This window comes from Burkholderia sp. BCC0419, assembly GCF_902830285.1.
Lineage (GTDB): Bacteria > Pseudomonadota > Gammaproteobacteria > Burkholderiales > Burkholderiaceae > Burkholderia.
On sequence record NZ_CADESR010000018.1, the window covers coordinates 26775 to 37589 of the forward strand.

Here is a 10815-nt window from a genome sequence, read left to right on the forward strand (position 1 = left end):
ACGGGAGTGGGGCCGGATCAGGCGGCGGCCGGGTGGAAGGCGAGCGCGAGACCGTTCATGCAGTAGCGCAGGCCGGTCGGGGCCGGGCCGTCGTCGAACACGTGGCCGAGATGGCCGCCGCAGCGGCGGCAGTGCACTTCGGTGCGGACCATCCCGAACGACGCGTCGGTGTCGGTGCCGACCGCATGGTCGAGCGGCTTCCAGAAGCTCGGCCAGCCCGTATGGCTGTCGAACTTGGTGGCCGACGAGAACAGCGCGAGGTCGCAGCCGGCGCACGCGAACGTGCCGTGCCGGTGCTCGTCGTTCAGCGGGCTGCTGAACGGCCGCTCGGTGCCGGCTTCGCGCAGGACCGTGTATTGGGCGGGCGTGAGCCGGCGATGCCATTCGGCGTCGCTGAGCGTGATCTCGAAAGGGGCGGCTTTGGGTGAGCCGGCGGGCGGCGCGGCGAACGCGCGGCCGACCAGCGCGCGGCGGCCGGCGGACGACAGCGCCGCGAGCGCGGCGAGGCCGGTGGCGCCGGCGAACAGCAGGTGTCTGCGGGTGGGCATGATGGGCTCCTGGAAGCAGGTCCTGAAAACATGCGCCCATCGTAGGCAGCGGCCGGTGTCGAAGTCCTCACGGAAAGTTAAAGGAATTGTGATGATTGGCCGCGGGTGGCGGGGACGTATGCCCGAATCCGGCCGGGCACCGGCGACAACGGTCGCGAGGGGGAGGGGAGCGCGCGTGCCTGCGCGCCGTCGATCTCGCGCATCCGGCAGGGCTGGCGCGTTCGGCGCTGCCGCCGGTCCGGGCGACCACGCCGGAACGAAGCCGCGATGCGTCGAATTGCGCGGCGTGATCGCCGTCGTACAGCGGAACACGCGAGGTCATGGCAGGTATTCCGTCAAGTCGGGTTGTCGTTCGACGGGGTATGGCAGAAAAACGTGAGCGGTCCGGCCATCACCGGAAGGGCACTCGGCGCGCGACGACTGCGGCCAGCAGCGGCGCGGCCGCGAATAATGCGAACAGCCATGCGGCCGCGTGCTGCGCGCCGGCGAGTCCTCCGGGCGTCGAGAAACCGGCAAGATTGGCGACGAGACCGCCGAGTGCTGCGCCGATCGCGGTCGCATAGAGTTGGACGGTCGTGATCGATGTCGACGCGAGATCTTCCTGCCCGACCGGCGCATGGTTCAGAACCTGCGTGAGCAGGTGCGGCCACCCCACGCCGATGCCGGCACCGACCGCCACGAGCGCCGCGCACAGGGCTGCCACGCCGGTCCCGGCTTCGGACGCGTGCTGCGACGGCGCGATGAACGCCAGTGCGGCGAGCGCCAACGTCACGACCAGCGGGCCGCCGCGCACGAGCGCCTGCGCGGCGCGCGGGCCGCGCCCGGAGCTGAAGAGCGAGCCGACCGTCCAGCCGGCGGCCATCAGCGCGGTCAGGTAGCCGGCGATCAGCGGCGGGTAGCCGTGAATGACCTGCAGAAAATATGGAACGAAGACCTCCGTCGTGATCCCGATCACGAGCAGGCTCATGCACGCGTAAATCGCGCCGAGCGGTGCACGCAGGCTGTACGCACCGACCGGCAGCAACCGGATCGTCGCGCTGCGCTCGAGGCGTGCGATCAGCGCCGCGATCGCCAAGCCGGCGGCGACGCCCGCGAGGTTCGCGGCTCGCGCTGTCGACAGGCTGGCCACGGACACGACGAGCACGGAGACGGCAAGCAGCAGAACCCGGCCGAGCGCGAGCGACGATGCGTGCCGGCCGGACACCTCGCGCGTGGGCAGCCTGACGATCACGATCAACGCGAGCACGGCGGCGATGGGCAGCAATGCGACGAACGCGAGCCGCCACGTACCCGACTCCGCGAAGATCCCGCCGATTGCCGGCCCGCAGAGCGTGGCGACGCCCCACATGCCGGACACCATCGCCATCGCGCGCGGCCACAGGCGCGGGTCGAACACGACCCGGATCAACGCATAGCTGAGCGCGAACAGGATGCCTCCGCCAAACCCCTGAGCCGTCCGGCCGACGAGCATCCACGGCATGGTCGGCGCGCTCGCGCATGCGAGCGTGCCGCCGCAAAACACGACGAGTGCAACGAGATAGGCGGCGCGCGGCCCGAAGCGGCCGAGCACGTTGGCGGACAGCGGGGCACCGACGATCGATGCGGCCATGAACAGTGTCGTGTTCCACGCGTAGTACTCGAGCCCGCCGATGTCTCGAACGACCGACGGCAGGATCGTCGTCGCGATGTAGATGTTGATCGCATGCAGTGCGACACCACCGGCCAGTGCCAGCGATCGCATTCCGTTCGCGCCGGACAAGAGCGCATGCCAGCCGACGTTGGTGTCGTGTGCCGCTGCGTTGACGTCCGGCCGGGCGGCGGCTGATGCAGGTTGCGCGTGCGTTGCGTCGTCGATATCCATGTTTTCTCCGATTCGTGATCGCGCGTCATGCGGCGACCCGATGCTTGAAAAGGCCATCGCTATCCGTTATAAAACCTCAACCAATGTTGAGGTCAACAGCGGGGGAACATGAAAATTGATGTGCAGGTACCGTTGTCCGTCGGCGAGGTCGCGCAACGCAGCGGCGTTGCCGTGTCGTCGATCCACTTCTACGAAGCGAAGGGATTGATCCACGGCTGGCGTAGCGACGGCAACCAGCGCCGTTACGCGCGCGACGTGCTGCGACGGGTCGCGATCATCAAGGTCGCGCAGCGCGCGGGTATTCCGCTCGACACGATCAAGGCCGCGCTGGACGAGCTGCCGTCCGGCAAGGCGCCGAGTGCGGCCGACTGGCGGCGGCTGTCGACGGGATGGCGCGACCTGCTGAACGAACGGATACGGAAGCTCACGCAGTTGCGGGATCAGATGGATGGGTGCATCGGTTGCGGATGCCTGTCGATGAAGGATTGTCCGCTGCGAAACCCGGGCGACGCGTTGAGCGAGCGCGGACAGGGGGCGGTGCTGCTCGAGGGTGAACCTGTCCGCAAGTCGAGGTCGAAGCCGGGTTCATGACGACGGTGATGTGGCTGTGATCCGCATGTGGGCGGTTGGCCGCGGCTGTCGGCGGAGGGCTCGACGACAGCCGCCGGGATCATGGACGAGATGCGAGCTTCGGTGTCGGCGGCGCGTTTTCGCGGATACCGCGTACGTCGGGCATGACCGCGCGCCCTTCGATCGCCGGGACACTGTCCCGAACACCGCGTCATCCGGCCTCGTCCGATGGTGCGACAGGCGCCGCGCAGTGACCGCCGCGCTCCACCGTCGACCCATGGCTCCGGCGCGGCGCGATGTCGGCCCCGAGCGCGTTGAGAATCGATCGGCCTTTCTTCGTCAGATACGCGCGTCGGCGGCCGGGCGCGCCATGCTCGAGCATGACGAGTTGTCGTTCGAGCAACGCATCGAGTTCGGCGCGATTCATGTCGAGTTGATCCGGCGCCTGGCACACCAGCATCAGCGTTGCGAATTCGTGCGGGCTCAGCATGGCGGCCCTCCGTCGCGCACGGAGCCGCCACCAGCGGGCGTGACGCAGAAAAACGAAATAGGGTGCAGCACGCGTCCAAGCGCGGCGACTCGACGGCGCGGCAGCTTCGATCGGCCCATCGCGGCGGGTGGGTTCGCGCGGCGCAACGCGAATGGCTTGCGCGCAGCGCGTCGCCGAGCGCCGATCGGCGTGAAGCGACCATTGCCGTTGCGCGCGACCCGCAGGCCGGCCGGCAGACCCGCGATGACGCGGGCGACGCGGGCTGCACGTCGTGGTCGGCGGCCGACCTCCGTCAGCCGACCGAAGGTGAAGAAAGGATCGTTCATGATTCGCTCCCGGTTGGACCTCGCACGGAGGACGAACCGGACCACGCGCTCCAGTTCGTCGATCCGCGAGAGGCCTCGCTGACAAACAAATCGAAACACGCAGCGCGTAAGCCGCGACTGCTTGAGCGATACCAAAATAGGATGGGAAGCGCGGATTTCAAGCGCCGTCCCGAGACGCTTCGCGCGACCCGGAGCGGCGACCGTCGAGGCCGTGCCGTCGCCCGTCACGGGATCATCGCGAGACAAGCGCGCCGGTCGGACGAACACGGTTTCCGGCCGGAAACATTTTGTTACAAACACGCTTTTTTCGCTCTCTTGAAGCGCGCTTCCCGCGCCACTATTTCGCTTTTCGCCAATCGATGGCACGCCGGCGCATCGCAGCCTTTGCGCGTGCATGCGCCGACGGATTCCCTTTTCCAGGTGATCTCATCGCTCAGGAGATGAAAATGCAGATTCGTCCCCTTTACGACCGGGTTATCGTCAAGCGAATCGAACAGCAGCGGACGACAGCCTCCGGCATCGTGATTCCCGATTCGGCCGCCGAACGGCCCGAGCAGGGTGAAGTGATTGCGGTCGGCAGTGGCCGACTGCTCCAGGACGGCTCGCAGTGCCCGCTGCAGCTCCAGGTCGGCGACCAGGTTCTCTTCGGCAAATATGCAGGCCAGACCGTGAAGGTGAACGGCGAGGAACTGCTCGTGATGCGCGAAGAGGACGTCATGGGCGTACTCGAACCCGAATCGCCGGCCGTCAGGAAAGCGGCCTGAATGCCGATTCGACCGCGTCGCACGGGTGGCTGCCCGATGCGCGCGGCATCCCGTTCAACGACTGTATCCGGAGCAAGAAAATGACCGTAAAAGACGTGAAATTCCGCGATGGCGCCCGCCAGCAGATCGTCAAGGGCGTGAACGTGCTGGCCGACGCGGTGAAGGTGACGCTCGGCCCGAAAGGCCGCAACGTCGTGATCGAGCGCGGCTTCGGCGCGCCCGTGATCACGAAGGACGGCGTGTCGGTCGCGAAGGAAATCGAGCTGAAGGACCGCTTCGAGAACATGGGCGCGCAGATCGTCAAGCAGGTCGCATCCAGGACGGCCGACGTGGCCGGCGACGGGACGACCACCGCCACCGTGCTCGCGCAGGCGATCGTGCAGGAAGGCATGAAGCACGTTGCGGCCGGCATGAACCCGATGGACCTGAAGCGCGGCATCGACACGGCCGTCGGCGCGGTGCTCGACGAGCTGCGCAAGCTGTCCCGACCGATTTCGACCCACAAGGAAATCGCGCAGGTCGGCGCGATTTCCGCGAACTCGGACGACGCGATCGGCAAGATCATTGCCGATGCGATGGAGAAGGTCGGCAAGGACGGCGTGATCACGGTCGAGGACGGCAAGTCGCTGGAGAACGAACTCGACGTGGTCGAAGGCATGCAGTTCGATCGCGGTTACGTGAGCCCGTATTTCATCAACGATCCGGCGAAGCAGGCGGCTTATCTCGACGATGCGCTGATCCTGCTGCACGACAAGAAGATCTCCAGTGTCCGCGATCTCCTGCCGATCCTCGAAGCGGCGTCCAAGGCCAGCAAGCCGCTGCTGATCGTCGCCGAGGATGTCGAGGCCGAAGCGCTCGCGACACTCGTCGTGAATTCGATGCGCGGCATCCTGAAGGTCGCCGCCGTCAAGGCGCCGGGTTTCGGCGACCGGCGCAAGGCCATGCTGGAGGATCTCGCGATCCTGACCGGTGCGACGGTCATCTCGGAGGAAACCGGCAAGCAGCTCGACAAGGCCACGCTCGATGAGCTTGGCAGTGCGAAGCGTGTCGAGGTGCGCAAGGACGATACGATCATCATCGACGGCGCGGGCGATGCGGCGCGCATCGCTGCGCGCGTGAAGTCGATTCGCGTGCAGATCGACGAAGCGACGAGCGACTACGATCGCGAGAAGCTGCAGGAGCGCGTCGCGAAGCTCGCGGGCGGCGTGGCGGTGATCAAGGTCGGCGCGGTCACCGAAGTCGAAATGAAGGAGAAGAAGGATCGCGTCGACGATGCGCTGCATGCGACGCGTGCCGCAGTTGAGGAGGGCATCGTGCCGGGCGGCGGCGTCGCGCTGCTGCGGGCGCGCGCGGCGCTGTCGGATATCCGCGGCGCGAATGCGGACCAGGACGCCGGCATCCGGATCGTGCTGCGCGCGCTGGAGGCGCCGCTGCGCGTGATCGCGGCCAACGCGGGCGACGAACCATCGGTCGTGGTCTCGAAGGTGCTCGAGGGCAACGGGAATTTCGGCTACAACGCGGCGACCGGCGAGTACGGCGACCTGGTGGACGCAGGCGTGGTCGACCCGACCAAGGTCACGCGTACCGCGCTGCAGAATGCCGCGTCGATCGCGAGCCTGGTGCTGACGACCGATGCGACTGTCGCGCAAGCACCGAAAGAGGACAGCGCCGAGCCGGCCCCGGCGCCCGAACTCGGCTACTGACCTGCGTCGCAGGCTCGCCTGCGATCGTCGAATAGCCGCTGGCCGGAGCGGCTTTGCCCGGCGCGCGCGACAGCGGGGGCGCGCCGCGCCGCTTTTTCATGTTTGCGAGACCGACCATGAAGCTCGAACTTTCGATCGATTCCAGACCGCTGCACGTCGAACTCGACGACGTCATCGCCGGCCTGCTCGCCGCGCGGCTCGGCCTGCCGCCCGACGACGATCATCGCGGCGCGATCGGCCGCTACCTCGGCGACGCGGCGGGGCCGTGGACGCTGGATGACGACCATATGCGCAAGCGCGTGATGCGTCGCCTGATTCTCGACATCGCCGATCCGACGCTGGTCATTCAGTACCTGATGGCCGACCAGACCGGGCCCGGCGAAGCAGGCGCGTGATGCATCGCCGGTGCGTCGGATCCTGGACGCACACGCGTCGAACTCCCGTTCAGGCGCCGTCCGGCTTGCCAGCTTGCGGCCCTGGGGGGCCGGCAGGCCCGTGCCGAGTTCGGCACCGGTCACCGGGTCGCTGAGCACCTGTGTCACGTGGCTGTCGTTGCCCGCGCCGTGCAGCTTGCGATACAGCTCGGCCCGTTCGTCGACCGCTTCGGCCAGTTGACGCGAGCGCGCGTCGCGTGACCTGCGATCCTCGTCGCCGGATTTTCAAGCGGTTGCCATGTCAACAACCTGCCAGGCCGTGCCACGCCGGCATGAATGCGGCGCGGCGCGGCATGTCGACGGTGCGCGGGACCGATCGCATCGGCGATGCATGATGCCGGTTTCGCAAAGGAGTACAGAGGGCGACGCTCGACAGGAACGCGGTGCCTCCGCATTGCCGGTGAGCCGGACGACGGCAGGCGCGCGGGCCGAGCGGCGCCCGCGGGCATGCCGGTTCATCGCGCTTTCAGCATTTCGTCGGCGAGCCGATAGGCGCTGACTGCGCGCTTCGATTCGTAGTCGGCGATCGTGGACACGTTGCGACCGGCGTCACGCGACAGCAAACCTTGCAGCGCGGCGGCGGCGAAGAAGTCGCGAAGATCCGGGGCGGTGGATTGCGTCTCGGGCGGCGCGGCTTCGACGAGCGGATCCGGCTTCCAGAAGACGGGCGACAGCGGCGATGCTTTGGGTAAGGCGGCTGTCTGCTTGATGCTCACATTCTGGGAAAACGGTGTCATTTCTTCCCCTTCGATCAGGTATCAATTGGCGAAGCAGTGGAACGTCCCCGACTGAATGAGCGAGCATCGTGTCGTTATTTTTGAGCGGTACTAACGATTGATCGACGCGAATATTCGCCGGTAATACGAAATCCGTCAAAGAAAATAAATTGGCTCCACCTCGCGGTCGAACGAGCAGGATTCGTTCCCGCTCGAGGTAGGGGCGAAGCGGCGTTTTCGCGAGCCGGAGTCGATGGTATGTCGGCGCGAATGACGTCCCGGTGACATGCCGTGGGGTCATCGTTGATCCCGACTTTCTCACGCCGACGGCGGTCGATATGGTGTGATTTATCCCGGCACGAACACGCCCATCGCCGCGATCGCCATCGCGAGCGTCGCGATCCATCCTCCCCACGCAAGCGCGCCCTTGACGGCAAACTCGCCCATGACCCGCTTGCTTCTCGCCATCAGCATCATCACGACCATGATCGGAACGGCGCTCACGCCGTTGATGACGGCGCTCCAGTAAAGTGCGCGGATCGGGTCGAAGTGCATGAACGTGAACGCGATTCCGCCGACGATCGCCAATACGATCACCGCATAGAATTCGGGCGCGACGCCCAACTGCAGCGCGAGACTGTTGCGCCAGCGGAAGGTGCCGGCCGCCGCATAGGCGGCCGATCCCGCGAGCACCGGCAGCGCCAGCAGGCCGGTGCCGACGATGCCGAGCGCGAACAGCACGTACGCGAAGTGACCGGCAAGCGGCTCGAGCGCCCGCGCGGCGTCCGCCGACGTCTTGATGTCGATGTGATGCGCGTTGAGCGTGGCCGCTGCCGTCAGCACGATGAAGAATGCAATCACGTTCGATACGCCCATGCCGAACCACGTATCGAAGCTGATCCGGCGCAACTGCGCGGGCGCCTGGCGCGGCATGCGCCGCAGCGGCCGCTGGTTCGGCACGGCGCGCAACTCCTCGACTTCCTGGGACGCCTGCCAGAAAAACAGATACGGGCTGATGGTCGTGCCGAGCACGGCGACGACCGTGGTCAGATAAGCGGCGCTCAGTTGCGCATGCGGCTGCACGATCGCGCGGCCGACCTCGGGCCATCTGACGGGCACGATGAGGGCGACCGCGACATAGGCCAGCAGCGTCAGCGCCGTCCATTTGAGCAATCGCGAGTAGCGGTCGTACGGCACGAAAACCTGCAGCACGACCGACACGCCGCCGAAGCACACGATGTAGAGCTGTTGCGGGCCGGGCAGCAACAAATTGACGGCCGCGCCCATGGCCGACAAGTCAGCCGCGATGTTGATCACGTTGGCCGTGATCAGCAGCACGACCGTCCCGTACAGCAGCCATGGCGGGTAGTGCGTGCGCATGTTGGACGCGAGACCCTTGCCCGTCACGCGGCCGATGCGCGCGCTGACCAGCTGGATGGCCGTCATCAGCGGGTACGTCAACAGCAGCGCCCACAGCAGTTCGAAGCCGAATTGCGCGCCCGCCTGCGAGTACGTGCCGATGCCGGAAGGATCGTCGTCGGCGGCGCCGGTGATCAGGCCGGGGCCCAGGCGGCGGACCCACGTGACCGCGTTCGGGTCCGGTTCCGTCGGCTCGGGCTGGAGATAATCGTTGTCGTTCATGATGGCGGGCCTCCCGGGGAGTGCAGCAGGCGCAATTGCCGTGCCCATCCGGATGGCTTCCCGCACCGGCGGTTCAGGCGGACATCACGGTCCGTTCGGCGTCGCCATGTCGCCCGCGTCGACTTTGATCGTGTGTTCCTTCGACACCAGCCGGGCCCCGGCCATGTTCCCGCTGCCGATGCGCAACGTCAGGAGCGCCGGTTCGTTTGCATCGAGTCCCGACACATAGTCCAGACCATGCAGCCCCGCGCGATCATGGAACGGAATGAACCAGGAGGAGCAGAACGCCGACGTGGGGATCGGGCAGCGGGCGTGGAGGTCGAGCCGCCGGGCAGAGAACGGATAGTCGTCGAGATCGGTTGCACCCACATCGAATCGCTTCCGGAGGGTGACCGGCGTGACGGCGTAGCGGACGCAGACGTGGTCGGCCCGCTACGTCTTGTCGAGCGACGCCAGATCTTCCGTTGTGAACGCAACGATCGTGAGGCCGTTCCGATCCCGGTTCTGGATTTCGTACCGACTGACATCCACCGACTTGCAGCCGGTACACGCGATTGCCGCACCCGGCGCGAAACCGATCAAGTGCATCCGGTCATGCATGTCGTCCTCCCCGCACGCTGCGGCCTCGGTTTGCCCGCAATACGACGGCGCGCGACGTGCGTTACGTCGGGCTACCCGCACCGTCGGCGGGCGAGACCGTCGCGTGCATCGCCTGTTCGAGAAGGGCATGCGCGGCTTGCCACGCGCGCGCGGCAGCCGCGGAGTCGTTGAACGCCCGCGCTTCGACCGTGGCGCCGTCCAGCAGCATCATGAAGACGGTCGCCAGCCGGTTTGCGGTTTCGGCCGGCACGAGGGCTTCGATCAGTTCGGCGATCCATTCGACCATTTTGCGGCGATAGCGGATCGCGACATCCGAGATCGGCGCATAAGCGGTGCCGAATTCGGCCAGCGCACGCTCGAACAGGCAGCCGGCAAATTCGGGCGTCCTGAACCATGCTGCGTACCAGTCGAAGATGGTCTTGATGCGCTCGACCGGATCGACGACGTGCTGCAACTGCGCGTCGATGCTGCCGACGATCAGGTCGTAGCGCTGGACCAGCACTTCGCGGATCAGCTCATCCTTGCTCGCGAAATGCCGGTACAGCGTCATTCGGGCGACACCGGAATCGTCGATGATCCAGTCCACGCCCACCGGGTGGAATCCGTGCCTGGAAAACAGTTCGGTCGCTTTGTCTACCACCAGCTGGCGTTTGTTGGCTCGCACGAACGACTTCCTCCTCGATATTTCAGCAGCATAGACCGATTATTCTAGCATCAGGCTACTCGGTGAAATCGGCCTCCCGCCCCCAATCCGTGGCCCTTCCGCCCGGAAATCCCCTCCTGCACCGGTTATCAAGTTATCTTGACTATTGGATAGACCGATATGTATCATTTGAAACTAGTAAGCAGCGATTGGTATTGCGTGGATTAAAGAGGCGGAACAGGGGCAGTATCCCGCATTCCGCTTTCCGCCGCATCGGATGCTGCAACGATGTTTCAAGCCGACAAGAGAACCTGAGAGAGCCTTGGCATGCGGGCCCGCGGACGATGTTCGCTGCGCCTCGCGCCAGCCGGGGGCATGCTCGCGGGCGAGCGCGCGAAGCAATACGGCGCCCATGAAACGTGAGGACAGTACCCATGTATCGCCGTTTACTCGCACCGGGGCTGCTGTTGCTGTTGGCCGCGTGCGCGCAGGATCCGTCGGTTACCGCCAGCACGGTAC

At 66.2% G+C, this 10815-nt stretch carries 13 protein-coding genes and 2 pseudogenes; 5 read left to right on the top strand and 10 right to left on the bottom strand.

Annotation, left to right across the window (positions count from 1 at the left end):
* Positions 1–17: 17 nt before the first annotated feature.
* Together msrB and HWW87_RS36650 are read right to left on the bottom strand one after the other, a co-directional pair.
* The gene (msrB, locus tag HWW87_RS36645; RefSeq protein ID WP_174434215.1) at positions 18–548 is read right to left on the bottom strand and encodes a peptide-methionine (R)-S-oxide reductase MsrB; all 531 of its coding nucleotides are present in this window, start codon (positions 546–548) and stop codon (positions 18–20) included.
* 391 nt (positions 549–939) lie between these two features.
* Positions 940–2289, bottom strand: coding sequence for an MFS transporter (locus HWW87_RS36650; protein ID WP_244107418.1), 1350 nt, complete (start codon positions 2287–2289; stop codon positions 940–942).
* 228 nt (positions 2290–2517) lie between these two features.
* On the opposite strand from HWW87_RS36650, the gene soxR reads away from it, so the two are divergent.
* A complete protein-coding gene (gene soxR, locus HWW87_RS36655) occupies positions 2518–3000 on the top strand; it encodes a redox-sensitive transcriptional activator SoxR (protein ID WP_175824360.1) in 483 nt (160 codons plus the stop codon).
* Between the two features lie 190 nt (positions 3001–3190).
* On the opposite strand, the gene HWW87_RS36660 is transcribed toward soxR, so the two are convergent.
* Both HWW87_RS36660 and HWW87_RS37370 read right to left on the bottom strand, forming a co-directional pair.
* The gene (locus tag HWW87_RS36660) at positions 3191–3469 is read right to left on the bottom strand and encodes a hypothetical protein (protein ID WP_175824361.1); all 279 of its coding nucleotides are present in this window, start codon (positions 3467–3469) and stop codon (positions 3191–3193) included.
* Positions 3463–4191, bottom strand: coding sequence for a hypothetical protein (locus tag HWW87_RS37370; RefSeq protein WP_244107415.1), 729 nt, complete (start codon positions 4189–4191; stop codon positions 3463–3465). Before HWW87_RS37370 ends, HWW87_RS36660 begins: the two co-directional genes overlap by 7 nt.
* Before the next feature lie 50 nt (positions 4192–4241).
* Here HWW87_RS37370 and HWW87_RS36670 point away from each other — a divergent pair, with 50 nt between their 5' ends.
* The 3 genes from HWW87_RS36670 (at position 4242) to HWW87_RS36680 (ending at position 6657) form a co-directional block, all read left to right on the top strand.
* Positions 4242–4559, top strand: a complete 318-nt coding sequence (locus tag HWW87_RS36670) for a co-chaperone GroES (protein ID WP_175824362.1) — start codon at positions 4242–4244, stop codon at positions 4557–4559.
* 80 nt (positions 4560–4639) lie between these two features.
* Complete coding sequence (gene groL / locus HWW87_RS36675) at positions 4640–6262, top strand: chaperonin GroEL (protein ID WP_175824363.1); 1623 nt, start codon at positions 4640–4642, stop codon at positions 6260–6262.
* Positions 6263–6378: 116 nt separating this feature from the next.
* The gene (locus HWW87_RS36680) at positions 6379–6657 is read left to right on the top strand and encodes a hypothetical protein (RefSeq protein WP_175824364.1); all 279 of its coding nucleotides are present in this window, start codon (positions 6379–6381) and stop codon (positions 6655–6657) included.
* A 132-nt stretch (positions 6658–6789) separates the two neighbouring features.
* Here the strand turns inward: HWW87_RS36680 and HWW87_RS37375 are convergent.
* From HWW87_RS37375 to HWW87_RS36700, 6 genes and pseudogenes are all read right to left on the bottom strand, one after another.
* A pseudogene (locus tag HWW87_RS37375) lies at positions 6790–6876 on the bottom strand (manganese catalase family protein); the annotation flags it as partial.
* Between the two features lie 275 nt (positions 6877–7151).
* On the bottom strand, positions 7152–7433 hold the full coding sequence (locus HWW87_RS36685; RefSeq protein WP_174391109.1) for a hypothetical protein: 282 nt from the start codon (positions 7431–7433) through the stop codon (positions 7152–7154).
* 327 nt (positions 7434–7760) lie between these two features.
* A complete protein-coding gene (locus tag HWW87_RS36690; protein ID WP_175824365.1) occupies positions 7761–9053 on the bottom strand; it encodes a divalent metal cation transporter in 1293 nt (430 codons plus the stop codon).
* 84 nt (positions 9054–9137) lie between these two features.
* On the bottom strand, positions 9138–9422 hold the full coding sequence (locus HWW87_RS37380) for a hypothetical protein (protein ID WP_244107416.1): 285 nt from the start codon (positions 9420–9422) through the stop codon (positions 9138–9140).
* 63 nt (positions 9423–9485) lie between these two features.
* Positions 9486–9653 carry a hypothetical protein gene (locus HWW87_RS37385; RefSeq protein ID WP_244107417.1) on the bottom strand — a complete coding sequence of 56 codons (168 nt, stop codon included), beginning with the start codon at positions 9651–9653 and terminating at the stop codon, positions 9486–9488.
* Between the two features lie 61 nt (positions 9654–9714).
* On the bottom strand, positions 9715–10317 hold the full coding sequence (locus HWW87_RS36700; protein WP_175824366.1) for a TetR/AcrR family transcriptional regulator: 603 nt from the start codon (positions 10315–10317) through the stop codon (positions 9715–9717).
* Between the two features lie 413 nt (positions 10318–10730).
* Between HWW87_RS36700 and HWW87_RS36705 the strand changes: the two are divergent.
* Positions 10731–10815: pseudogene (locus HWW87_RS36705) on the top strand (sel1 repeat family protein); the annotation flags it as partial.

What these genes read in the sequence shown, in the direction of transcription:
- HWW87_RS36660 (WP_175824361.1), bottom strand. Translation starts at nt 3,469, where the DNA reads ATGCTGAGCCCGCACGAATTCGCAACGCTGATGCTGGTGTGCCAGGCG.
- HWW87_RS36670 (WP_175824362.1), top strand. Translation starts at nt 4,242, where the DNA reads ATGCAGATTCGTCCCCTTTACGACCGGGTTATCGTCAAGCGAATCGAA.
- HWW87_RS36650 (WP_244107418.1), bottom strand. Translation starts at nt 2,289, where the DNA reads ATGCGATCGCTGGCACTGGCCGGTGGTGTCGCACTGCATGCGATCAAC.
- groL (WP_175824363.1), top strand. Translation starts at nt 4,640, where the DNA reads ATGACCGTAAAAGACGTGAAATTCCGCGATGGCGCCCGCCAGCAGATC.
- msrB (WP_174434215.1), bottom strand. Translation starts at nt 548, where the DNA reads ATGCCCACCCGCAGACACCTGCTGTTCGCCGGCGCCACCGGCCTCGCC.
- HWW87_RS37370 (WP_244107415.1), bottom strand. Translation starts at nt 4,191, where the DNA reads ATGCACGCGCAAAGGCTGCGATGCGCCGGCGTGCCATCGATTGGCGAA.
- soxR (WP_175824360.1), top strand. Translation starts at nt 2,518, where the DNA reads ATGAAAATTGATGTGCAGGTACCGTTGTCCGTCGGCGAGGTCGCGCAA.
- HWW87_RS36690 (WP_175824365.1), bottom strand. Translation starts at nt 9,053, where the DNA reads ATGAACGACAACGATTATCTCCAGCCCGAGCCGACGGAACCGGACCCG.
- HWW87_RS37385 (WP_244107417.1), bottom strand. Translation starts at nt 9,653, where the DNA reads ATGCATGACCGGATGCACTTGATCGGTTTCGCGCCGGGTGCGGCAATC.
- HWW87_RS36685 (WP_174391109.1), bottom strand. Translation starts at nt 7,433, where the DNA reads ATGACACCGTTTTCCCAGAATGTGAGCATCAAGCAGACAGCCGCCTTA.
- HWW87_RS36680 (WP_175824364.1), top strand. Translation starts at nt 6,379, where the DNA reads ATGAAGCTCGAACTTTCGATCGATTCCAGACCGCTGCACGTCGAACTC.